Source organism: Nocardia sp. BMG51109 (genome assembly GCF_000526215.1).
In the GTDB taxonomy this organism is placed as follows: domain Bacteria; phylum Actinomycetota; class Actinomycetes; order Mycobacteriales; family Mycobacteriaceae; genus Nocardia.
Genome location: NZ_JAFQ01000004.1, coordinates 6,570,206 through 6,592,920, shown reverse-complemented (window position 1 = coordinate 6,592,920; position 22,715 = coordinate 6,570,206). Strand labels below are relative to the sequence as shown.

General features: G+C 67.7%; 17 protein-coding genes, 1 pseudogene and 1 riboswitch. Of the genes and pseudogenes, 9 read left to right on the top strand and 9 right to left on the bottom strand.

The features are described from left to right. Positions 1-116: 116 nt before the first annotated feature. Positions 117-1,328 (top strand): helix-turn-helix domain-containing protein, encoded by a 1,212-nt coding sequence (locus tag D892_RS0131120; RefSeq protein WP_198037019.1) that lies wholly within the window; start codon positions 117-119, stop codon positions 1,326-1,328. A gap of 60 nt (positions 1,329-1,388) precedes the next feature. Here D892_RS0131120 and D892_RS49795 read toward each other — a convergent pair. The 3 genes and pseudogenes from D892_RS49795 to D892_RS0131110 all read right to left on the bottom strand — a co-directional run. Next, a pseudogene (locus D892_RS49795) lies at positions 1,389-1,682 on the bottom strand (Scr1 family TA system antitoxin-like transcriptional regulator); the annotation flags it as partial. A gap of 229 nt (positions 1,683-1,911) precedes the next feature. Further along, positions 1,912-3,174: a cytochrome P450 gene (locus D892_RS42540; protein WP_024804997.1), complete on the bottom strand. Its 1,263-nt coding sequence runs from the start codon at positions 3,172-3,174 to the stop codon at positions 1,912-1,914. Further along, positions 3,167-4,360 (bottom strand): radical SAM protein, encoded by a 1,194-nt coding sequence (locus tag D892_RS0131110; protein ID WP_084161297.1) that lies wholly within the window; start codon positions 4,358-4,360, stop codon positions 3,167-3,169. The genes D892_RS42540 and D892_RS0131110 overlap by 8 nt, the downstream gene beginning before the upstream one ends. 181 nt (positions 4,361-4,541) lie before the next feature. Between D892_RS0131110 and D892_RS47135 the strand changes: the two genes are divergently transcribed. Continuing rightward, positions 4,542-4,757, top strand: a complete 216-nt coding sequence (locus tag D892_RS47135) for a hypothetical protein (protein ID WP_156959748.1) — start codon at positions 4,542-4,544, stop codon at positions 4,755-4,757. 58 nt (positions 4,758-4,815) lie between these two features. On the opposite strand, the gene D892_RS0131095 is transcribed toward D892_RS47135, so the two are convergent. The 4 genes from D892_RS0131095 to D892_RS0131080 all read right to left on the bottom strand — a co-directional run bounded on the left by D892_RS0131095 (position 4,816) and on the right by D892_RS0131080 (position 8,369). Next, entirely contained in the window at positions 4,816-5,382 is a 567-nt protein-coding gene (locus D892_RS0131095) for a dihydrofolate reductase family protein (protein ID WP_024804995.1), read from the bottom strand. A 153-nt stretch (positions 5,383-5,535) separates the two neighbouring features. Then, entirely contained in the window at positions 5,536-6,546 is a 1,011-nt protein-coding gene (locus D892_RS0131090) for an ABC transporter substrate-binding protein (RefSeq protein ID WP_051499220.1), read from the bottom strand. Further along, a complete protein-coding gene (locus tag D892_RS0131085) occupies positions 6,547-7,317 on the bottom strand; it encodes an ABC transporter ATP-binding protein (protein ID WP_024804993.1) in 771 nt (256 codons plus the stop codon). It abuts the gene before it with no gap. After that, positions 7,317-8,369, bottom strand: coding sequence for an iron ABC transporter permease (locus D892_RS0131080; protein ID WP_024804992.1), 1,053 nt, complete (start codon positions 8,367-8,369; stop codon positions 7,317-7,319). The genes D892_RS0131085 and D892_RS0131080 overlap by 1 nt, the downstream gene beginning before the upstream one ends. Positions 8,370-8,477: 108 nt before the next feature. After that, positions 8,478-8,690, bottom strand: a riboswitch (cobalamin riboswitch). Between the two features lie 214 nt (positions 8,691-8,904). Here D892_RS0131080 and D892_RS0131075 point away from each other — a divergent pair. From D892_RS0131075 to D892_RS0131045, 7 genes are all read left to right on the top strand, one after another. Then, entirely contained in the window at positions 8,905-9,807 is a 903-nt protein-coding gene (locus tag D892_RS0131075; protein WP_024804991.1) for a formylglycine-generating enzyme family protein, read from the top strand. Between the two features lie 47 nt (positions 9,808-9,854). Further along, on the top strand, positions 9,855-12,194 hold the full coding sequence (locus D892_RS0131070) for an arylsulfatase (RefSeq protein WP_024804990.1): 2,340 nt from the start codon (positions 9,855-9,857) through the stop codon (positions 12,192-12,194). A 631-nt stretch (positions 12,195-12,825) separates the two neighbouring features. Continuing rightward, positions 12,826-14,082 carry an ABC transporter substrate-binding protein gene (locus tag D892_RS0131065; RefSeq protein WP_198037018.1) on the top strand — a complete coding sequence of 419 codons (1,257 nt, stop codon included), beginning with the start codon at positions 12,826-12,828 and terminating at the stop codon, positions 14,080-14,082. A gap of 87 nt (positions 14,083-14,169) precedes the next feature. Beyond that, positions 14,170-16,179 carry an ABC transporter permease gene (locus tag D892_RS0131060; RefSeq protein WP_024804988.1) on the top strand — a complete coding sequence of 670 codons (2,010 nt, stop codon included), beginning with the start codon at positions 14,170-14,172 and terminating at the stop codon, positions 16,177-16,179. Next, positions 16,172-16,981, top strand: a complete 810-nt coding sequence (locus D892_RS0131055; protein ID WP_024804987.1) for an ABC transporter ATP-binding protein — start codon at positions 16,172-16,174, stop codon at positions 16,979-16,981. Before D892_RS0131060 ends, D892_RS0131055 begins: the two co-directional genes overlap by 8 nt. Continuing rightward, a complete protein-coding gene (locus D892_RS0131050) occupies positions 16,978-17,748 on the top strand; it encodes an ABC transporter ATP-binding protein (RefSeq protein WP_024804986.1) in 771 nt (256 codons plus the stop codon). Before D892_RS0131055 ends, D892_RS0131050 begins: the two co-directional genes overlap by 4 nt. 47 nt (positions 17,749-17,795) lie before the next feature. After that, complete coding sequence (locus tag D892_RS0131045; protein ID WP_024804985.1) at positions 17,796-18,467, top strand: TetR/AcrR family transcriptional regulator; 672 nt, start codon at positions 17,796-17,798, stop codon at positions 18,465-18,467. A gap of 248 nt (positions 18,468-18,715) precedes the next feature. Here D892_RS0131045 and D892_RS47990 read toward each other — a convergent pair whose 3' ends face one another. Both D892_RS47990 and D892_RS0131035 read right to left on the bottom strand, forming a co-directional pair. Beyond that, on the bottom strand, positions 18,716-20,842 hold the full coding sequence (locus D892_RS47990) for a polyprenyl synthetase family protein (RefSeq protein ID WP_024804984.1): 2,127 nt from the start codon (positions 20,840-20,842) through the stop codon (positions 18,716-18,718). Then, complete coding sequence (locus tag D892_RS0131035; RefSeq protein ID WP_024804983.1) at positions 20,829-22,262, bottom strand: family 2B encapsulin nanocompartment shell protein; 1,434 nt, start codon at positions 22,260-22,262, stop codon at positions 20,829-20,831. Before D892_RS0131035 ends, D892_RS47990 begins: the two co-directional genes overlap by 14 nt. Between the last annotated feature and the right edge of the window lie 453 nt (positions 22,263-22,715).

Genomic DNA, 22,715 nt, shown 5'->3' with positions numbered 1-22,715 from the left:
GCCGTATAAGGTGCGTCTCAGGGGGTTGAAACCCCTTGACCGGCAACGGGTCCCGAGCGTTTCCGTCGATCTTGCGTATGCACGTTCATCAGAAAAGAGCGGAGAGCAGGATGCACATGACAACCGGCGAGGTCATCCGCCGGATTCGTAAGTCGCTCGGGATGACCCAGAGTGAACTCGGGGCCGTTCTCGGTTACACCCAGCCCGCCATCTCGCAGCTGGAACACGACGGTGCCGCCGTGCACGATGTGCGGGTACTACGTCGTGTGGCCAAAGCGCTGCAGGTACCGCTTGCCATACTGGTAGTGGAGTCGAACGAGGAGGCGGATGTGAACCGTCGCAACTTCCTACGAACCGGGGCTATTGGGGCGGGAGCTACTGTCGGTGCCGGTGCGATGCAACGTACAAATACCGAGGTATCGGCAGCGGGGGCAGGCCGGATTGGTGCCGCAGATATCGCGGAGATACAGCGCAGTGTCAGCCAACTCCACGAACTTGACCTGATCGTCGGTGGTGACCGGCTGTGCTATCTGGCGGCCGGACAAACACGCTACGTCCAGCAGCTGCTGGATGGCGGCAGCTACAGCGATGACGCTGGTCGGGTACTCGCCAGTACGGCGGCCGAGATGATGACCGCCGCAGGATGGGTCCACTACGAAGCCGGTCATCTGGACCAGGCACGACGGTACTATGCGGACGCCGCTCAAGCTGCGACGACCGCCGATGACGGGATCGCTGGTTCGCACGCCCTGCTCAATGCCGGCGTCCTCAACTACCAAGAAAAGGCACGTCACCGGGAAGGTATTCACCTGGTCGAAGCCGCTCAGTCGGCAGCGTCGCGGCGAGGGGGACCGAGGTTGCGGGCGCTCGGGGCCATTCGCGAGGCTGAGGCGTCTGGCGCCGCAGGCGACCGAGCCGCCATGACCAAGGCGATCAACCGTGCCTACCACGCTTATGAGTCCGGCCACGGCTACGACCCTGGATGGGTATTTCTGCCTCCGGCAGAATTGCATGGCCTGACCGGCATGGCGTACATGCAGGTCGGTGATCACCGTCGGGCGACGTCGCATTTGCAGACGGCAATTGACGAGTCCGTGTCCTGGCCGCGTGAGCGCGCCCACTGGCGTATCCGTTCGGCCGAAAACCTGGTCAAGGCAGGTGAGATCGCCGAAGGGTGCTCCATGCTCACCACAAACTTCCATGAGTTCGACGGCTTGACCTCGACTCGCCTGTGGTGGGCGCTCGGCAGCATCGAGCGTGCCGTTCGGCCTCATCTCGGCGTGCCTGAAGTTCGTGAGTTCTTGGGGATGGTGGCGGAGAAGGTCTAACGCCTCCGCTCGAGGTGGCCATGGCTGCCAACGTCGAGCATCCAACGCTCGGCGTATCAGCACTTTGGCCTCCTCGCCCGTAGCGGCCTGTTCGGTCAGAACATTGAATGCCCGCCCATAGATGGCGACTTCGCGCGGCTGGGTAATGGTCAGCTCGGCGGTGGCTCCTTCTACGATGACCTTGCGGTTGTCGAAGAGGACGAAATTGTCCACCGTCACCCGGGCATCGGCCATGAGCGGCACGATGCCGAAAGCCACCCGTGGCATACCGAGGATGGCGTGGAGCCGATCGAGTTGACCGCGCATGATGCCGTCGTCGCCGACGGTCCGGTACGGCGACGCCTGGGGGTGCAGTTGGGACCGGTGTGGGATGGGAAGGCTCGATTACGCCGAACTGCAAGGGCTGGCGCAGTCGATCGTGCCCGGCGCATCCAACGGCGACCACGGGCCGGCGGAACCGGCTGCTGCGGCATACGAGGGTCACCACGCACTACCCGGGCACACCACGCGCCCGCTCCGGTGCCGGTTCGGCTGGGGGTGCTGTGCCGCGGAATCCCTTCGCCCCCTACGGTTGTCGGGCACCCTATCGCGGGGCGGTCAATCGGACCGGGAGGGTGGCCGGGCCGTGGAGCACGCGGGACGGTCTGGGTGTGGCGGGGCCGTTCGGGGCGGCGTCGGGGAAACGGGTGAAGAAGCGGCCGAGTACGGCGTGGGCTTCGGCTCGGGCGAGGGCGGTACCCATGCAGTAGTGGATTCCGGTGCCGAAGGTCAGATGGTGGCCGACATCGGTCCGGGTGGGGTCGAAGTCCTCGGCGTGCGCGAAGACGGAAGGGTCGCGGTTCGCGCCGGCGAGGAGGATCACCACGGGCGTGTGTGCCGGGACCCGGATCCCCTGTACCCGGGTCGGCCGGATCGCGCGTCGCACGACGTACTGCACCGGGGATGCGTGCCGCAGGGTTTCCTCGACGACGGCTCCCCAGTTGCCGCGAGCGGCTCGGCGTTGGCCGGCATCGGCGAGGAGGATGCGTAAGCCGCTGCCGATGAGGTTGACGGTCGTGGCGAATCCGGCGAGCAGCATCATCCCCGAGGTGGCGACGACGTCGCGTTCGGCCATGTCGACGGGGCAGCGTGCGGCCAGGCCCGCAATAAGCCCTTCCCCCTGCCCCGGCTGGTGGGCGGTCGCGGTGATGCGGCGGTGGAAGTAGTCGGTCATCTCGGCACACACGTCGCGGATTCGGCGGGCTTCCGTGTCGCTGCGGGGACCATCCATCAGGGCGGTGATGGCGTGCCCCCACCGGGTGAAGGTCGGCAGGTCCGCGGCCGGGACGCCGAGCAGCCGGCAGATGGTGAACACGGGCACGGGCTCGGCCAGGGTCCGGATCAGGTCGGCGCTGTCACGGTCGGCGAGGGAGTCCAGACAGGAATCGACCACGCTCTCGATATGAGTTCCCCAGGCCGGGGCGCTGTTTCGTGCGAACCACGGTGCGACGGCGGCGCGCAGGCGGGTGTGGTGCGGTGGGTCGAGGGAGAAGAAGGAATCGTCGAGCGGGTGGACCAGATGGTTTCCCCAGTCGGGGAGGTTGCTTCCCGAAACCATGGTCGGCACCGCGCCGAAGTCCTTGCTGCGCAAGATGGCGTTCGCGGTGGTCCACGAGGCGGTGAACAGCAGGCCCTTTCGGCTGTGCACCAGCGGGCCGCGCCGGCGGACCTCCCGGAAGAGGTGGTGGCCGTCGGCGCCCGGCGGGAGCCGCAGGATGCGGGCGCCGACGTCGCCGTGTTCCGCGCTGCCGACCTGCCCGTCGGCGTGCGGTCGGGAATGTTCTGTGGCCGTGTGGTCGTCAGGCATCGGTGGCGGTGGTCAGCAGTTGATCCCCGGAGGAACGGTAGGGCGACCAGTAATACTGACGGTAAAACGTTTCGGCCATCTCCACCCAGGTGCGTAGCTGCTCGGTGGAGTCCAGGAAGTGGTGCATGTTGACCAGGATCCAGCTCCAGATCGCTTGGCTGTCACGGCATTGCGCGCAATCTCCCGAGGTGCAGCAGAACTGGAGGGTGTGGTCGGTGCGGTAGGTGTTGAAGCCGCGCAAGACCGGGTTGCCGTTGGCGATGCGCTCGGCGTGTGCGGGGTGGTCGACGCTGATGCTCGGGCAGGTGTCGTAGCCGAAGCTGTCCCAGTGGGTGTCTCCGCCCACCAATGTCCGGAAATAGTAGGGATGCCCGATCACGGTGTCGGGGTAGGTGTCCCGCATGCGAGTCATCTCCTCCACCGCCCGATCCTCGTCGCGAAGTTTCGTCGGCGCGCCGGAGACGTAGTCGCTGTAGTAACCGAATATGACCTTGTTGCCGTTGTCGTGGACAGCCCGCACGGTCGGCTCGATATAGGGCAGGCTGTCCTGGCTCAGGGTGTATGCCCATACCATGCGGGGATCGTCGCGATAGGCGCGCAGGCTGAGATCGAACAGACCCGTGATCCGCTTGCCGTTCGTGCGGTATCCGCGCAGTTCGTCGTCGATCGGGCCGCCGCCCCAGACCGAGATGAACACCTGGAGGTGCTCGAAATTCCGGTACGGGATCGGCCGAGTTCCGTTGCTGACCACGGTGACATAGGGAAACCGCTCGGCGAATACCGCCATGCGATCGGGGAACAAGGCCGGTTCTCCGCCGATCAGGAAGACGTGCGTTGTTCCCGCCGCCTCGAGCTTCTCCGCGAAGTTCCGCACATCCGCCGGATCACGGATTTCGGCGGCCATCTGGTCCATATCGTGGTCGAAGAACCAGCAGCCCTGGCATCGCAGGTTGCAGGCGTTGGTAATGAACACCTCGGCCGAACGCACACCCGCGGAGAAGGATTTGACGGTTTGAAGCCGTTCCCGCAGGCCGGGGTCGTTGTCGGTCAGTTCGGTCACGCGGCGTAGCAGCCGATCCCGGCTGGGGCGCAACTCGATATCGACTTGTTTTTTCACGATCTTCTTCTTCTCGAGGCGGCGGTTGTAGAGCCAATGTCGCACGCGTTCGGAGGGTGCAGAAGCCATGTGACGCATCGAAATCATGCCCCGCACACATACCGGGGTCCGCACGGTCCATCGCCGCGTACTGCTTCTCGACGATCCGGCGGAGGTGACGATTTTGTTCGATGTGCTGGAACAGCCGTGACAACACCAGGTTGCGGTCACCGGTGACAGTTCCCGGAGATTGCCGCCGAGACATTCCTCGATGAGTTCGCGTGTGCGGCACCGCCATTCCCGCGACATAGCCGGTACGGTGCGCAGCCACAGGTCGGCGAGACAGCGTTCGGTAGGACTGGCCGCCACCGGCACGTCCTGCGTCGGGTCGAGCGGCATGAACTGCCGCAGCCTGGCCCGGTGGGCCTTCGTCGGTGCCGCATTGCCGGTGCGCCGGCAGGATGTCGAACAGGCCGTCGCGCAGTAGCGGGCTGCCGCTCGGGTCGTGTACCTCGTAGTGCGTCCGCAGGGCGCGCCTGGCTGTGTCAGTCGTGTTTCGCCTCGTAGCGCAGCAGGACCGTGCCGCCCGGGAAGGTGCGGTTCTCCAACAGTCGCAGCGAGATCCATGACGGCAGCGTCGGGAAGAACGGGGTGCCGCCGCCCACGGCGGTGGGCGTGACCACGATCCGGTACTCGTCCACCAGACCGGCCTGCACGATCGGTGCGGCCAGCGTCGCGCCGGCCACCTCCAGCCTGCCATCGGTTTCGGCTTTCAGTTTCGTCACCACCTCGACCGGATCGCCGCGTTCCAGGCGGGAGTTCCAATCGACCGACTCCAGGGTGCGCGAGAACACGACCTTGGGCATGTCGCGCCAGATGCGGGCGAAGTCGACGATCAGAGGGGTGGCGTCCGGGGCCTTGTCGGCGGTCGGCCAGTACGCGGACATCAGTTCGTAGAGCCGCCGCCCGTAGAACGACAGGGCGGTCTCCCGCTCGAAGTCGTTCCAGTACTGGAGAAGTTCTTCGCTCGGATCGGACCAGTCGATGCTGCCTTGCGCGTCGGCGATGTACCCGTCCACCGACACGTTGAAGCCATAGATGAGTGTGCCCATGCAGATCAGACTGCGCCGGAGGGCAAAACTCATCGCGACGCCACACGAGATATCGTCAATTCCTTGTAGAAGGGGCCAGCGTCAGGCGGCCTCCTTCGTAGATCGGCGGAGAAGTCATGCGGCCCTTGTTCTCCCGGCGCCGCGCGGCCCTGCTCAGAAACCCTTGGAACGGAGGAAATCGGCGACCGTGACGACGGCCTGTGGGTTTCGTGGGCTTTCGACCAGTGCGGCGTAGGGGAGGGCGATGATGTTGTTCGCGCGGACGGCGGTCGTACCGGCCATCAGGGGCTGGGCGCGTAACTGATCGATTTTCGCCTGTACCGAGTTCTCGGGGCCGGCGCCGTAGTCGACGATCACGATGGCCTGTGGATCGCGCTGTGCCGCGGCCTCCCACGAGGTCGTGGTCCACGAGTCGTTCAGGTCGTCGAAGATGTTGGTGCCACCCGCCTCGCGGATGATCTGCGACGGTGCGGCGGTGCGGCCCGAAGTGAACGGCTCCGGTGTTGCGCTGTCGAACAGGAAGACCCGGGCCGGTTTCTGTCCGGCCGGTGCGCTGTCGGCGGCCCCGGCGACCTGGTCACGGTACTGGGAGATGAGTTCGTCTGCCTTCTCGCGCACATCGAAGATCTCGCCGAGGTTGGCCAGGTCGGCGTACAGGGCGTCGAGCGGTTCCATCACCCCGCGGCGCGTCGTTCCGGACTGCCGGCACGCCTCGGTCAGCTGGTACGGCACCGCGCCGATCGAGCGCACCCAGTCCGGGGTGAGGCCCGTGGACTCCTTGAACCCGTAGTTCCAGCCGGCGAAGACGAAATCGGGTGCGGCGGCCTGGACGACCTCGCGGGTGAAGGCGTCGCCGAGCGCCGTGACGCGTTCGAAGTCGGCCTGCCACGGTGAGGTGGCGATATCGCGTTCCTTACCGGGGTAGCTGGTGTAGCCCGCCAGCCGGTCGGCCAGGCCGAGGGCGAACATCATCTCGGTGATCCCGGTGTCGTTGGTGACCACGCGCTCGGGGATACCGTCGACGGTGAGCGGTGCGCCGCAGTTCGTGATCGTCACCGGTCCGCCGGTCGTGTTCTTCGGGGCCTGCTGCACGTCGGCGCCGCACGCTGTCGTGGCGACCACGCACGCGACGGCCATCGCCGGAACCAGCCGGGTGGATCTCATCTACCGTTCCTCCTCGTCGAAGATGATCTGCGGGACGCCCAGCCGGGGATGGGTGACGATATGGCCGCCGATCGAGAACCAACGGGTGATCGTCTCCGTGGTGATCACCTCGTCCGGGTGGCCCGAGCACACGAGCCGGCCCGCGTGCAGGACGAAGATCCGGTCGCAGTGCTGGGCGGCCAGATTGAGGTCGTGCAGCGCCGCGACCACGGTGATGCCCAGATCTCGTGCCGCGGACAGCACGCTGTACTGGTGATGGACATCGAGGTGATTGGTCGGCTCGTCCAGGACCAGCACGCGGGGCTGCTGGGCCAGTGCCCGCGCGATCAGAACCCGTTGCCGCTCACCGCCCGACAGCGACAGGAAGCCGCGCGATGCGAGATGACCGATGTCGGCCGTCGCCATCGCCGCGGCACAGATCTCCCGGTCGTGACGGTGCGTGCCGCGCAGCAGTGCGGTATGCGGTAGTCGGCCGGTGGCGACGACCTCGGCGGCGGTGAAATCGAACGGCGTGGTCATATCCTGCGTGAGCGCCGCGACTTGGCGGGCGTTGTCCCGCATGCTGATCGCCGAGATATCCGTCTCGTCGACCAGGACTCGTCCCGTCGTCGGAGACAGTGCGCGGTAGAGGCAGCGCAGCAGGGTGGATTTGCCGCTGCCGTTCGGGCCCACGATGCCGATGAACTGTCCCGGCTCGGCAGCCAGGGTCACCGCGTCGACGACCGTCGCGCCGTCGAACTCGACCGTGACATTCTCGTAGTCGACCCGCATCAGCTGTGCTCCACCAGGGCCCCGCGGCGGCGCATCAGCAGCACGAACACGGGGACCCCCACCGCGGCGGTGATCGCGCCCAGGGGTAGCTCCTGCGGTGGTACGAGGGTCCTCGCCACCAGGTCCGCGGTCACCAGGAACACCGCGCCGAGCAGCGGCGTCACGACGGTGAGCCGCCGGTGGCCGGCGCCCACCAGCAGTCTGGCGATATGTGGAACCACCAGGCCGACAAAGCCGATGGCCCCGCATACCGCGACGAAACATCCCGTCATCGCGGCGGAGACGATGAACAGGAGCAGCCGGAACCGGGAGGCGTTCATCCCGAGTGCGGCGCCGACCTCGTCTCCCATCGACAGTACGTCGAGGTGTCGTGCGCACACGGTGATGACCGTCAGTCCGGTGACGGCCACCGCGGCGATCAGGGGCACCATGTGCCAGGTTGCCCCGGCCAAGCTGCCGAGCAGCCAGAACATCACCGAACGTGCGGCATCTCCGTACGGGGCGAGGAACACCAGCACCGTCGTCGCCGCGGAGAAACCGTAGCCGACGGCGGTACCGGTGAGCACCAGCCGCAGCGGTACCAGCCCGGCGGCCGACCGCGCCATCAGGTACACGAGCAGCGTGGCACCGAGCGCCCCGGCGAAGGCCGCGGTCGAGAGCGCGTAGATACCGAGCGCGCCGAAGACTCCGAAGAGCACGACCGCGGTGGCGCCCACCGATGCCCCCGAGGAGATTCCGAGGACGTAGGGGTCGGCGAGCGCGTTTCGCACCATGGCCTGCACCAACAGGCCGACCCCGCCGAGACCGGCCCCGACGAGCGCCGCCAACAGCACACGGGGCAACCGAGAGTCGACGACGATCCGATAGTCGGCCACATCGTCGGCCGTCACGGTGCCTCCGGTGAGTTCGGCCCACAGGAACCACACGGTGTCGCGCCAGGGGATATGTGCGGCGCCCAGCGTCAGCGCGAGGACGGAGACCACCGCCAGCGCCACGATCAGGACCGGGACCAGCACGGCGACGGACAGCCGCCGCCTATCGACAGTTCTCATCGGACCGGCTCTACCGTGCCGTCCCGATCTCGGGTGCGCGCACGCAGGCGCGCGCCGTACAGCTCATCTCTGGTCAACCGCTCCCTCGGAGTCGACAAGGGACCGCGCCGTCGGCTCGGTCACGCGGGCAGGTCTTCGGGCTCGTGGACGGGACGCCGACCGGCGTCGCCTACTGGCGGTCGCTTCCCGGGCTACCGGCCCAGTGCTGATGACCGCGGTCGTTTCCACATACCGCTGCGGGGCAGCTCCGGATTCCCACCGGATTCCCTCTTGCGAACCGCCCGTCACGGACAGGCGGTAACCAGCGCGCCGTCACAGTAGCAGTCGAGCCGCTCGCGGATACGGGCGTGTCGGTGAGCGTCCCGCGACCCGACCGAGCCCGGCCCGACACGGGAATTTCACCCGGATCGGGTGAGCCACGTCCGCTCGAACATCTCCTAAGCTCGGGTAAGGACATGGTGGGAGCGGGTTGACCTCGGGATTCAGGGGAGGTTCGAGCGTGAGCGGCAGTTCGGTGGTGACGGCGCGCAAGAACATGGTTCGCGTGGCCGGGGGTGATTTCGTGATGGGGTCGGCGGACTTCTTTCCCGAGGAGCGGCCTGTGCGTCCGGCCGCGGTGGAGCCGTTCTGGATCGATACGTTTCCGGTGACGAACGCGGCGTTTCGCCGGTTCGTGCGCGAGACCGGCCATGTGACGGTCGCCGAACGCGACCTCGATCCGACGGATTTTCCCGGCGCCCGCGCCGCCGACCTGGTTCCTGGCGCCCTGGTGTTTCGCCCTACCGGCGGCCCGGTGCCGCTGAACGAATGGCGGCGGTGGTGGGCCTATGTGCCGGGCGCACACTGGCGCCACCCGCACGGTCCGGGCAGTGACCTGAGCGGGCGCGATCACCACCCGGTTACTCAGGTCGCCTACCAGGACGCGGCCGCCTACGCGGCGTGGGCAGGCAAGTCGCTGCCCACCGAGGCGCAGTGGGAGTTCGCCGCACGCGGCGGCCTCGACGAGGCGACGTTCAGTTGGGGTGAGGAATTCGCGCCTCGCGGGCGGCGGATGGCCAACACCTGGATAGGCCGATTTCCCTGGGAGTTCCTGCCGGGGCGAGGTCAAAGCGACCATCCTGGCACCACCAAGGTCGGGACCTACCCGCCCAACGGATTCGGATTGTTCGACATGACGGGCAATGTGTGGGAGTGGACCGCCGACTACTTCGGTACCCACCGGGCCGGCTCGCGGACGGGTTCGTGCTGCGCACCGCACAGCTGCGCGCAGTCGCCGGTGCCGGAGGCGGGTGAGCGGTATGCGCGGCGGGTGATCAAGGGCGGGTCCTATCTGTGCGCGCCGAACTACTGCCTGCGCTATCGACCCGCTGCCCGGCAGGGCCAGTCCGAGGACACCGCCACCTGCCACCTCGGATTTCGTTGTGTCGCGCTCGACTGAGAACGCCTGTCCATCACAGCATTTCACCTAACCGCCGGGAGTCGCTCATGGCCGCGGAGTTCGCCGGGAAGATCGCCCACGACGTTCGGGATTCGGTCCCGGACTGGACCCCGTATGTGGAGCCGGCCGCGCCGAAGGACGCGCCGAATGTCCTGTACATCGTGTGGGACGACATGGGCTTCGGGTCGTGGGATGTGTTCGGCGGCCTGATCGAGATGCCGAACATGCAGCGTATCGCCGACGCCGGGATCACCTTCTCCCAGTTCCACACCACCGCCCTGTGCTCACCGACACGGTCGTGCCTGCTGACCGGGCGCAGTGCCGGAACCAACGCGATGACGGTGGTCGGTGAGTTCGCCGACGGGTTCCCCAACTCCTCGTGCCTGATCCCCCCGGAGAACGGATTCATCTCCGAGGTGCTGCGCGAACACGGCTACAACACCATGGCGATCGGGAAGTGGCATCTGTCGCCGGCCACGGAGATGTCGATGGGTGCGTCGAAGCGGACCTGGCCGTTGCAACGAGGGTTCGATCGCTTCTACGGATTCCTCGGCGGCCTGACCGACCAGTGGTACCCCGACCTCTGGTACGACAACCACCAGATCGATCCGCCGGCGCGCCCCAGCGAGGGCTACCACCTTTCGAGCGACCTCGCCGACCGCGCGATCGAGTTCCTGGCCGACTCCAGCGCCACCGCTCCGGGCAAACCGTGGATGATGTACTTCTGTCCCGGCGCCTGCCATGCGCCACACCATGTGTTTCAAGAGTGGTCCGACCGGTACCGCGGCCGTTTCGACGAAGGCTACGAAAAATACCGCGAGGCGGTCCTGGCCCGGCAGAAACGGCTGGGCCTGGTCCCGGATTCGGTGCAACTGCCCGACATCAATCCCCTCGCCGCCGAGACCAGCGCGGACGGAGCGCCGTGGCCGATCTCCGACATCGTCAGGCCCTGGGGCGAACTGAGCGACGACGAACGACGACTGTTCATCCGCCAAGCCGAGGTCTACGCCGGATTCGCCTCCTACACCGACGCCCAGGTCGGCAGGCTGCTCGACTACCTCGAACACACCGGCCAGCTCGACAACACCCTGATCGTGGCGCTGTCGGACAACGGCTGCTCCGCCGAGGGCGGTCAAGAAGGTTCGGTGAACGAAAACCGCTGGTACAACGGCGTCGCCGAGAACATCCACGACAATCTGACAGTGCTCGACGAGCTCGGCACCGAGACCACTCACCCGCACTTCTCCAACGGGTGGGCGATGGCGTTCAACACCCCGTTCAAGATGTACAAGATCAACGCAGCCTGGGAAGGCGGCACCGCCGACCCGATGATCATGTCCTGGCCGCGCGGCGTGAGCGCCCGCGGCGAAGTCCGCGACCACTATCTGCACGCCGAGGACCTGGTTCCCACCATCTACGAACTCCTCGGCATCACGGCACCCGACACGGTGCGCTCGGTACCGCAAAGCCCCCTCGAGGGGGTCAGCATGGCGCCGGTATTGCACGATCCTGCCGCGTCCTCCCCGAAACGATCCCAGTTCTATTCGATCTTCGGCACGCGCGCGATCTGGCGAGATGGCTGGCACGCCAACGCTGTTCACCCGCCGGCTCCCAGCGGCTGGTCGCATTTCGATCAGGACGAGTGGCGCCTCTACCACCTCGACCGAGACCGCAACCAGCTGCACGACCTCGCCGCAGAGAATCCCGAAATCCTCGCGGAGCTACGACAACTGTGGGAACACGAAGCCGAGAAGTACCACGGATACCCCCTCGACGACCGCACCGCGGCCGACCTGGCCCAACTCGATCAGCCCAGCGTCGCCGGCAAGGCCGGCCGCATGGAACTGTTCCCCGGCGCCTCGGAAGTGCCCGAGCGATCCTTCTCGATCGTCGGCCGTTCGTTCTCCATCACCGCCGCACTGCGTATCACCGAACCGAAACCCAACGGAGTGGTCTTCGCCAGCGGCGGACGATTCGGCGGCCACGCCCTCTACCTGCTCGACGGTGTCCTGCACTACGTTTACAACTGGCTCGGCGAACTCGAACAGAAAGTCACCGCCCCCACACCGCTGCCGGCCGGCGAGGTCGTCGTCGGTGTGGAATTCCGCAAAACCGGCGTCGACGGACCTTCTCCGACCGGCACCGCCACACTCCACATCGACAACGACACCGCCATGAGTGCCGCCATCAGGGTTCAACCCGGATACTTCTCCCTCACCGGGGAAGGATCGAACATCGGCCGCGACCGCGGCCAAGCCGTCAGTTCCGACTACACGGGCCCCTTCCCGATCACCGGCGCGACAATCGGCAGCGTCGTACTCACCACCGGCGACGACGTATCCATGGACTACGAACGAGAACTGGCCGCCATGTACGAACGCGACTGACCACCGCGACCGATACCGCCGGGTCGGCCACCACCGTTGATACCCCATTGGGTGGCGGCGTAGACGCCGTTGGTGGCCCTGGCGGTGCGTCCGGCCAGGTCGATAATTCCCGCTGCGCGTAGGTGTCGGAGCCCGGAACGCGCGGTGCCCCGAGCCTTCCGAGTCTGCTTGACCGTGCGCCGATCCGCGGGCTACCGTCGATGACATGAACACTCGCAGCCTTGCTGCGGGATGGAAACAGTGACTGAAGTCCTTACTCCGGACACGTCTTTACTCCGGACACAGTGTCTGTAACTCAGAGTTACATTAAATCCCTCCAGTCCGAGCTGGGGGGTTTCGTCATTTTCGCACCGGCCGCTTCTGGCGTATCGGTCGTCCGGTGGTGACATTCGAGGCCCGGCGTTCAGCTTGCCATAGGGGGCCGATCGTGCCCGTTTCCCCGGCCGTGAACCGCTGTCCGAATCAAGCTTGACACGCCTGTAAGGCCGGGCTAGCTTCAGGTGGCCCAGATCACAATCTGGATCCGGGCCGCCGGAACCGCAGAGGCTGCGGTGCGGCGCGGAATCGGTCGCTCGACGGGGCGGTTCGGCATTCACGCCCGAGCCCCGACCGGCCTGGAAAGGCATTCAGAATGGGTATCAAAACCGGTCGAATCGCCGCTGCGGCATTGGCCGCGGTATGCGTGTTCTCCGTCGTTTCGTGTAGCGACGACAGCAGCTCCGATGGCGGGGGATCGTCCATCGCGCCGGGGGCCGCGGCGAGCGGCGCACCGATCAAGGTGGGGCTGTTCAATCCGTCGAAGGGGCCGGCGACCCAGGCGGGGGTGACCACGGGCAAGAACGCCGCGGTCGAATACATCAACAAGCAGATCGGCGGCATCAACGACCGCCCGATCGAGGTCGTCGACTGCGGGATCGACAACACCTCGCCGGAATCCACCATCTCCTGCGCCAATCAGTTCGTGCAGGCCGGGGTGGTCGCGACGATCGACGGCTACAACGTCGAATCCGCGGCCGCCATGCCGATTCTGACCTCGGCGGGGATACCGCTGATCGGCCAGATTCCGTTCAACACCGCCACCGGAGCGGTCACCGAGAACCGGGTGTACTTCGGCCCGCCCCCGGCTGCCTTCCTGGTCGGCTTCCTGCAGTCGCTCGGGCAGGCCGGGAAGAATTCGCTGACTCTCGTCAATTCCGATCTGCCCCAGGCACATCAGGTGTTCGACCAGCTCCTCGCCCCGGTGGGCAAGCAGCTCGGCATCGACGTGAAGAGCGCCTACTATCCGCCCGCCTCGCCCAACTTCACCGCGCTGGCCTCCACCATCGCCGAGGGCAATCCCGCCGCGGGCGGCCTGATGACCGCGCCCAACGACAACACCTGCAACAAGCTCGCCCAGGCCCTGAAGTCGGTGAAGTACACGGGCACGGTCTTCCTCGCCGCCTGCACCGAATTCGTCGACGTGCTGGGTCCGCAGGCCGTCGGTTCGCAGACCTATTCGCCGGTGTGGCTGCCGCCTGCCGTCGACGCCGCTCCCGAGCCCGCCAAGGCCAATCTGAAGATCGCCGAGCAATTCATCGAGAACGCCGGCGGGACCGGGGGTTTCTACGCCTACGGCACCTTCGCCACACTTGTCGATGTCGCCCGGGCACTCACCGCGAAGCCGCCGGCCGAATTCACCGGACCCGCGATCCTGGCCACCCTCCAGGGGCTCGCCGACTACCAGAGTTTCCTCGGCCCGAAACTGACCTGCGGCAAGGCGACCAGCCCGAACTGCACCACGGAGATGCTGCTGTTCGAGGTCACCGCGGACAAGAAGCAGGCGCCGGTGACCGGTGGTTTCCTCACGCCGAGCCCCGAGGTCCTGAAACTGGTCCCGGGCGCGGCGTAGCCGACCGAGGTGACCGTGGGCGGGCCGTTCGCAGTCGAGCGGCCTGCCCTTCACGACTACGGCCATTCAAGAGAAAAACGGGATCACATGGCCCAGTTCTTGCAGTTCGTCTTTCTAGGTCTGTCGACCGGCGCGGTATACGCCGTCCTGGCCTCCTCGCTGGTCGGCGTGCACGCCGCGACGGGAATCATCAATTTCGCGCAGGGCGCCTTCGCGCTGTGGGCGGTCTATGTCGTGGCCGCGCTGCGCACCGACGGCACCTTCGTCCTGCCCGTCGGCACGATCTCCCTCGGTAGTGCGGACCAGCCGACACCGATGGTGGCGGCCGCGGTGCTCGGCGTCTCCTCGGCGGCGGTCTGGGCGCTGCTCGCGCACCTGCTGGTGTTCCGGCCGCTGCGCCGGGCGCCGGTGCTGGCTCAGGTGGTGGCATCGGTCGGGCTCATGCTGTTCATCCAGGCCCTGGTCGGGTTGCGGTTCGACACCGAAAACCTTTTCGCCACACCGATTCTGCCGGAGAACACCGTGACCGTGGCCGGTGCGACGGTCAATGTGTCGGACCTGATCCTGGCCGCGGTCGCGATCGCCGTCGCGATCGGGCTGCGCGCCTACTTCACGCTTACCACGGCCGGGATCGCCACCCGCGCAGGTTCCGAGGACGAGCTCGCGGCGCGGCTGACCGGCTACGCGCCCGACCGGCTCGCCGCGATCGTGTGGGTGATGACCGGCGCGGCCTGCGGGCTCATCGGCGTCCTCGCCGCCTACACCATCGGCCTCGACGAGACGAGCTACACCTTCTACGTGATCCCCGCGCTGGCCGCGGCACTGGTCGGGCGGCTCGCATCGTTCGGCGCGGCCTGCGCCGCCGGACTGGTGCTCGGGTCGTTCCAGGCGGTCATCCTCTGGGCCGACACCAAGGACTTCTGGCCGAACTGGGCCCAGGCCGGGCTCGGCGACGCGGTGCCTTTCGTGATCGTCATCATCGCGCTGTTCCTGCTCGGCGGGCGGATCCCGGCGCGCGGTTCGCTCGGATCGGTGAAAATGCCCGCCGTCACGGTCCCCCGGATCCGGGTGCTGCCGACGCTGGCCGTGGTCGCGATCGCCGTCGCGGCGATCGTCGCGACCACGGGCACCTGGCGGTTCGGCGTCGTCACCTCGATCATCCTGTCGCTGATCGCGCTCTCGCTGGTGCTGCTGACCGGCTACCTCGGTCAGATATCCCTTGCGAGTACGGCTTTCGCGGGCGCCGCCGGGTTCGCGTTGTCGAAACTGGCGGACAACTGGCACATGCCGTTCCCGCTCGGCATGATCGCGGCGGCGCTGGTCGCCACGGCGCTCGGCATCATGGTCGGCGTGCCCGCGCTGCGCATCCGCGGCGCGCAGTTGGCGGTGGTGACCCTGGCGGCCGCCCTGGCCATCCAGAGTTTCGTATTCAACAATCCGTCGCTGACGCCGGCGCAGGGCAATCTCATCGCCGACCCGACGCTCTTCGGCATCGATCTCGGCGTCCGCGAGGGCACCGACCTGGTCACCCTGCGGTTCGCGCTGATGGTGCTGGTGGTGGTCGCCCTCTGCACGCTCGGGGTCATGCGGATCATGGGCGGCGCCACCGGTCGGGCGCTGCTGGCGGTGCGTTCCAACGAGCGGGCGGCGGCCTCGGTCGGTATCGACGTCGCGGCGACGAAACTGCTCGGGTTCGCCGTCTCGGCCTTCCTCGCCGGCATCGGGGGCTGCCTCATCGGCTACAGCCGCGGGCAGCTCTCGGCAGGGTCGTTCACGGTGATGATCGGCCTGACGATGCTGGCGATGACCTACGTCGGCGGCATCACCTCCGTCACGGGCGCGTTGATCGCCGGCACCGCGGGCCCGCTCGGCGTCGGCTACGTATTCCTCAGTCAGACACTCGAACTCGGCGACTACTACGACCTCATCGCCGCGGGCGTGCTGCTGCTGATGGCGGTGCTCAACCCGGTCGGTGTGGCGGGCGCGATCACCGGGACGACACACCGTCTGAAGGCGGCGATCGCCCGCCGGTCAGGCCGCGCGCCCGCTGCCGCACCGGCGCCGGGTGCGAAGGAGAAGGCGGCGGCGCATGCCTGAGACCACGACCCTGCTGCGGACCGAGCGACTGTCGGTGCGCTACGGCGGCGTCGTCGCCAACTCCGACATCGATCTCACCGTCGGTGCCGGCGAGATCGTCGGCCTGATCGGGCCGAACGGCGCGGGCAAGACCACCTTCGTCGACGCGGTCACCGGCTTTACCGATTCGACCGGGCACGTCACCCTCGTAGGCGTCGCGCTCGACCGGCTCGGACCGCATCGCCGCCGCCGCGCCGGGCTGGCCAGGACCTGGCAGGCCGGAGAACTGTTCGGCGACCTGACCGTGGAGCAGAACCTCGCCGTCGCGCTGCAACGCACCGGTCTGCGTTCCGTGCTGACCGACATCGCCGGGCGGTCGGCGCCACCGCGCGAAATCATCGACGCCGCACTGGATCTGGTAGGCGTGCCCGGTGTCGGCGACCACCGCCCCGGCGAACTCGCCCTGGGCCGGCAGAAACTCGTCGGCGTCGCCCGCGCCCTCGTCGGGGGCTCGCGGGTGGTGCTGCTCGACGAACCCGCCGCCGGGCTCGACACCCACGAGAGCGTCGAATTCGGGCGACACCTGCGCCGGGTCGCGGCCTCGGGTATCGGCGTGCTGCTGATCGACCACGACATGCAGCTGGTGCTCGACATCTGCGCCCGGCTGTACGTCCTGGACTTCGGCGTCGTCATCGCCGGCGGTGAACCGGCCGTGATCCGGGAGGATCCCCGCGTGATCGCCGCCTATCTCGGCACCGCCGCACCCGGCGAGGCCGCGCGACCACCGGCGGCGGCCGATCGACCGGCAGGAGAGAGCGCATGACCGGTCCCGCCGCGGCCCGCCCGGCGCGGTCGCGGACCGCACCCGCCCTGAGTATCGAGGGGCTCACCGTCGGCTACGGCGGCATCCCCGCGGTGCGCGACCTGCACGCACAGGTCGGGCCGGGTGAGATCCTGGCACTGCTGGGCCCGAACGGCGCGGGCAAGACCACCACCCTGCTGGCGTCGGTCGGTGCGCTGCCGATCCTCTCCGGCACCATCACCGCGCTCGGCGAACCGGTGGACCGGCGCGTGGAACGCAACGCGCGCCGCGGCGTGACCCTGGTGCCCGACAGCCGCGGGGTGTTCCACCGCCTTCCGGTCGAGGACAACCTGCGCCTGGCCCGCCGCAAGAACAGTCCCGCCCTGGACGACGTGCTCGACTACTTCCCGAAGCTGCGCCCGCTGCGCGGCCGCCGTTGCGGCACCCTCTCCGGCGGTGAACAGCAGATGCTCGCCCTGGCGAAGGCGCTGCTGTGCGCGCCGAAGGTACTGCTCATCGACGAACTCAGCCTCGGGTTGTCCCCCCTCGCGGTGGAGGAGTTGCTGCCTCGGTTGCGCGAGATCGCCGACGACCAGCACATGGCCGTGGTGCTGGTCGAACAGCACATCGGATTGGCGCTGTCGATCGCCGACTCGGCGGTGGTGCTCCACCACGGCCGGGCAGCGCTGACCGGTTCCGCGGCGGAGTTGCGGGAGCGCCGGGACAGGGTCGAGGCGGCGTACTTCGGTAACCTCGGGAACGCTGCGGAAGGTCCGGCGGAGAACTGACGTTCGCCCCTGATCGAGGACTTCGCAAGCCGGAAAGGGGAGCGAACGTGATCGAGAGCGGACACCGGGATCGCGGGGGCGCGCCCCCGCGCCGTAGCACCCGCAACCGTCCGACCGACACCCAGCTGCTGGACGCGGCGTGTGCGGTGATGGCGGAGGTCGGCGTCGATCGCGCCACCATGGACACCATCGCCCGCCGTGCCGACACCTCGCGGGTGACGCTCTATGCCCACTTCGGCTCGCGCGATGCCCTCGTCCACGCCGTGATCGAACGCGAACTCGAGAAACTCACCACGTGGATGTTCGAGATCTACGATCACGGCGAGGCGATGCACTACGGCCAGCGGGCCAGGTACTCGATCGAGTCGCTGTTCGACTACGCACGCCGCCACCCCCGCGGCTTCCGTGTCCTGCTGGACAACCGATACGCCGACACCCGTCCCGGGCGGCGGCTCTCGGCCGCACTCGAACCCCGGATCGCCGAGGAACTGCGCGCCAACTACGCCGAACGCGGAACCCCCATCGGCCGCGGCGCCGACACCCTCGCCACCATGCTGCTCGGCATCAGTCTCGACATCGCCTACCGGGCGGTCACCGTCGGCGGCGCGGACATCGGCGCGGCCTGCGACCTCGCCGTGACCGCCTCGCTGGCGGCCCTGCGCGCCATCGACCCCGGCCAGCTACGCGCCCTCGACACCACCCCCGCGCACGATTCGTGAACCCACGCCAGCCGGCGGTCGGGTCTGGGACGGCCTGCAATGATGTCTGGTTATGAGTGCTCCGGACCAACCTGAACTGCGTTTGACGGCCCCGGAGTTCGCGGACGGGGCGGCCGACGGGCTCGGTGACATCGAGATCGTCGATGGCCGGGTCGTTCGGTTGATGGCCCAGAGTCCGGTGCACAGCCGAGTGGTGCGGCGGCTGGCAAGGTTGTTGGAAGCCGCGCGACGGGATGGGGGACCGGATCTCAATTCTTTTGGCGCAGCTGCCGTGCGGTGGAGGTGCCCAGGCCGGTGGGGCCGGCGAGACGGCGGGTGGTGGCCGGATCGTCGTGGGCGGGCACCGCACCCCGGGAGTATCGCGCGGTTCGCTCGAACCATGCGTGCCAGCCCGGCACCGAATCCCGCAGAACGTCGATGTATTCGAGCACATCGGCGCTGTCGGCCGGACTCAGGCCGTACTCCTCGAGCATCGTCGGCACCTCGACGCCGGCGACGTGCTCGAACCGGTCCAGGCGGGAGCGGACCAGGTCGGCCGTCGTGTCCACCGCCCGCTGGAGATCGCAGCCGAGGAACTTCCGCAGCACATGCACCATGTTGGCGGGCTCGGCGCCGCTCGCCACCTCCGCCGGGTACGAGTAGAGGTCGTTGACCAGAAGACTCGCGTCGCCGAGGCACTCGATCAGCGAACGGATCGGCGGAGCGTCCGCGACCGCGCCGGGCAGCTCCGCCGCCCGGCCGTATTCGGCCAGGCTCGCGGCCAGCGGACCGGCGTTGGTCCTGCGCTTCAGCTCCAGGTACTCGATCGGGTCGGTGGGGTGTCCGCTCGTGGCGTTGCGCAGTTCCCGGAGATTGCCGCCGAGACATTCCTCGATGAGTTCGCGTGTGCGGCACCGCCATTCCCGCGACATAGCCGGTACGGTGCGCAGCCACAGGTCGGTGAGACAGCGTTCGGTAGGACTGGCCGCCACCGGCACGTCCTGCGTCGGGTCGAGCGGCATGAACTGCCGCAGCCTGGCCCGGTGGGCCTTCGTCGGTGCCGCATCGCCGGTGCGCCGGCAGGTCTCGGCGAAGAAGTCGTCGAGGTAGAACAACCACGTGCACCAGTCGACGAGCGTATCGACCTTGTCGGCGGGAACGTCCGGGAACATATGGCACAGCAGCAGCGGGTAGTCCTGCTTCCGGAACTGCTCCTCGGTCCACGGTGGGATGCCGCCCTGCGGCGCGAACAGGCCCATGTCCCTGGCCCACGTGAGGGCATGTGCGCGAGCCGAGTCGAGGTGCGGGCTCAGCCGGGCCGGGCGCAGCTCGAAGGTCGGCATGCGGTACGACTCCGGCTGCGCGGCAAGCGATGTCCTCGGTCCCGTGCTCAGTTGCCGGGCCAACGTCGCCAGTGCTGCTGCGGCCGCGGGCTCCGGGTTGGCGGCGTGCAGGCAGGCCAGGGCAGAATCCAGCCGACGCTGTATCTCCTGGTGCGCCCAGGTCTGCGCGCCCGCCTCCGCGATCAGGTCGGCGCAGGTCCGGAGCGCGTCGTCGTCCAGAGGCTCGTCACCGAGATACAGCTCCGCAAGCCGTGCCGCGGCGCCGTTGCCGCCGTTGAACGCGGCCACCACCGGCAGCGACTTCTTACGGGCACGCAGGTCGGCCATCACCGGCTTGCCGGTCGCGGCCGGATCGCCCCAAATGCCCTGGAGGTCGTCGACCAGCTGGAAGACCAGGCCGAGGTGCTCACCGAATTGTCGCAGCTGCCAGACCCGTTGCGGTGACGCGCCGGCGGACATGGCGCCGAGCTCGCAAGCGGCGGCGAACAACGCGCTGGTCTTGTCGCGCGCCATCGTCACGCATTCGTCCAGGGGCACATCGGCGCGGCCTTCGAAGGCGAGATCCGCGGCCTGGCCGTCGTTGAGCCGCAGAATCGCCTCGTCGAGCCGGGACACGCCTGCTACGGCGAGCGGTGGGCCGTCGGCCACCAGCGCCTCTGTCGCCAGTGTGGTCAACGTGTCGCCGGCGAGGATGGCGGCGGGGACCCCGAAGACGGTCCACGCGGTGGGGCGGTGCCGGCGGGTGCGGTCGGCGTCCATGATGTCGTCGTGCAGTAGCGAGAAGTTGTGTGCCAGCTCGACCGCGACGGCCGCATTGGTCGCCCGCTCGGCGGTGCCGCCGACCGCTTCCGCCGCGAGCATCGCCAAGACGGGCCGCAGCGCCTTGCCGCCATTGCCGTCCAAGGGATTTCCCTGCTCGTCCCACCAGCCGAAGTGGTACCCGATGACCTGGCGCGTGGCCGAGTTCACCCTGTCCGCCGCGGCCCGCAAGCCAGGAGTGATCAGCCGGCGCGCGCGGGTGAAGGGGTCGGCGTCCGGTTCAGCCGCGATCATCGGTGCTCCCGAGCTGAACGTTCTCCAGCACGGCCAGCGCGTCGGGCACCAGGACGGCCAACGAGTAGTAGCAGGTGATCAGATAGTTGACGATCGCCCGCTCGTCGATGCTCATGAAACGCACGCTCAGACCCGGCTCGTACTCGTCGATCAGGCCGGTCTTACGCAGACCGATGACGCCCCGATCGGTTTCGCCGGTCCGCATCACCATGATCGAGGTGGTGCCGTGTTCGCTGATCGGGATCTTCCAGCAGGGGTACATGGGCACCCCGCGCCATGCGGAGAGCCGACCGCCGGGGACGTGCACGGTCTCCGGGACGATGCCCTGCCGGCTGCACTCGTCGCGGAACGCGGCGATGGCCTCCGGGTGCGCGAGGATGAAGGCCGGGTTCTTCCAGACCTTGTTGAGCAACTGGTCCATATCGTGCGGGGTGGGTGGGCCGCTGCGGGTGTAGAGGCGCTGGCTGAAGTCCGCGTTGTGGAGCAGGCCGAAGTCCTTGTTGTTGACCAGCTCGTATTCCTGGCGCTCGCGCACTGCCTCGATGGTCAACCGGAGCTGTTGCTCGAGCTGGTCGACCGGCTCGTTGTAGAGGTCCTGGACGCGCGTGTGCACCCGCAGGATGGTCTGGGCGATGCTCAGCTCGAGTTCGCGGGGCGCGAGTTCGTAGTCGGCGAAAGTGCCGGACAGGGGCGGCTCACCGCGATGACCGGAAATGATTTCTACGTCCGCCTCGCCGTGGAGGTTCTGGGCTTTGCCCGCGGTTTTCCGGTGCTGGTCGAGGTGGCCGCGCAGCGCCTCGGATTGGTCGAGCACCTCCTGGAAGGCCGTCTTCGGCAACGCCATGACCGTGCATGCCGTGGTGGCCTTGACCGAATAGCCCCACGTGTCGTCGGTGCCGATCAGTGCCTCGGCGCCGAAATAGTCGCCGTCGGCGATGATTTCCAGGGTCGACTCGTCTCCGTATTTGCCTTCGCGAAGTTTGGCGAGACGTCCGTGCACGAGCAGGACGAGTTGATCGGCCTGGCTGTCGGCCGCGGCCAGGACCGCCCCCGGGTCGTATTCGTGTTGCACGAACCTGTCGGCCAGCGCCTCCAGTACGTCGATGTCGCCGAAATGCCGCAACAGCGGGAGCTCGGTCAACTCGGCCGGGATGACCTGCACCCGGCCGCCTGTCGCGAGGAAGTCCAGCCGTCCGTCGCCCAGCGTGTAGTTCAGCCGGCGGTTGACCCGGTACGCGCCACCTCGCGCCTCGACCCACGGCAGAAGTTCGAGCAGCCAGCGGGGCGTGATGCCTTGCATCTGCGGCACGGATTTGGTCGTCGACGACAACTTGCGGGCAGCTGTGGTGCTGAGGCTGAGCTGTCCGGAACCGTTGTGCCCGTGGGACACCGGGTTCGGTTGCGTTCGGATTTCGGGCATGACGCGACCACCAATCGACTACGTGCAAGGGGAGTGTCACAAATCAACGGGCAACCCAACCGACCGGTATTGCCAACGGTTTTCCCGACGGTTGCTTCAAAGAACTTGCCGATCACCATGATAGGGCGAGGCGGACGACGAGGGGCCGGAATCGAACGATCCGGTACGCGCCCAACTACCACCAGTTCCGTTGACCACCCACGTGTTTCGCCCTGACCAGCGGCGCGCGAGCGTCGAGGGCCGGGCGTTGATTCGTCGAGCGGCCGTTGCCGTAGCCCCGCATATGCTGGTCCGGGAGGGCTGTGCTCGCCGGCTCTCCGGGCCGACAGCAGCCCCGGCACCATCTGCGCCCGTGTGGGTTCGAGCACCGTCACGGCGACGCCATCGGAGATCAGGGTCGGGTTGTCGTCCCAGGTCTGCTGGTGGCCGCGGAACACCGCCGGATAGAGGGAG

Bases quoted from the DNA above. Each gene is read 5' to 3' on its own strand.
- D892_RS0131095 (WP_024804995.1), bottom strand. From the start codon at position 5,382: ATGGGCACACTCATCTATGGCTTCAACGTGTCGGTGGACGGGTACATC.
- D892_RS0131085 (WP_024804993.1), bottom strand. From the start codon at position 7,317: ATGCGGGTCGACTACGAGAATGTCACGGTCGAGTTCGACGGCGCGACG.
- D892_RS0131080 (WP_024804992.1), bottom strand. From the start codon at position 8,369: ATGAGAACTGTCGATAGGCGGCGGCTGTCCGTCGCCGTGCTGGTCCCG.
- D892_RS42540 (WP_024804997.1), bottom strand. From the start codon at position 3,174: ATGCCTGACGACCACACGGCCACAGAACATTCCCGACCGCACGCCGAC.
- D892_RS0131090 (WP_051499220.1), bottom strand. From the start codon at position 6,546: ATGAGATCCACCCGGCTGGTTCCGGCGATGGCCGTCGCGTGCGTGGTC.
- D892_RS47135 (WP_156959748.1), top strand. From the start codon at position 4,542: ATGAGTTCGCGTGTGCGGCACCGCCATTCCCGCGACATAGCCGGTACG.
- D892_RS0131050 (WP_024804986.1), top strand. From the start codon at position 16,978: ATGACCGGTCCCGCCGCGGCCCGCCCGGCGCGGTCGCGGACCGCACCC.
- D892_RS0131070 (WP_024804990.1), top strand. From the start codon at position 9,855: ATGGCCGCGGAGTTCGCCGGGAAGATCGCCCACGACGTTCGGGATTCG.
- D892_RS0131035 (WP_024804983.1), bottom strand. From the start codon at position 22,262: ATGCCCGAAATCCGAACGCAACCGAACCCGGTGTCCCACGGGCACAAC.
- D892_RS0131065 (WP_198037018.1), top strand. From the start codon at position 12,826: ATGGGTATCAAAACCGGTCGAATCGCCGCTGCGGCATTGGCCGCGGTA.
- D892_RS0131110 (WP_084161297.1), bottom strand. From the start codon at position 4,360: ATGGCTTCTGCACCCTCCGAACGCGTGCGACATTGGCTCTACAACCGC.
- D892_RS47990 (WP_024804984.1), bottom strand. From the start codon at position 20,842: ATGATCGCGGCTGAACCGGACGCCGACCCCTTCACCCGCGCGCGCCGG.
- D892_RS0131055 (WP_024804987.1), top strand. From the start codon at position 16,172: ATGCCTGAGACCACGACCCTGCTGCGGACCGAGCGACTGTCGGTGCGC.
- D892_RS0131060 (WP_024804988.1), top strand. From the start codon at position 14,170: ATGGCCCAGTTCTTGCAGTTCGTCTTTCTAGGTCTGTCGACCGGCGCG.
- D892_RS0131120 (WP_198037019.1), top strand. From the start codon at position 117: ATGACAACCGGCGAGGTCATCCGCCGGATTCGTAAGTCGCTCGGGATG.
- D892_RS0131075 (WP_024804991.1), top strand. From the start codon at position 8,905: ATGGTTCGCGTGGCCGGGGGTGATTTCGTGATGGGGTCGGCGGACTTC.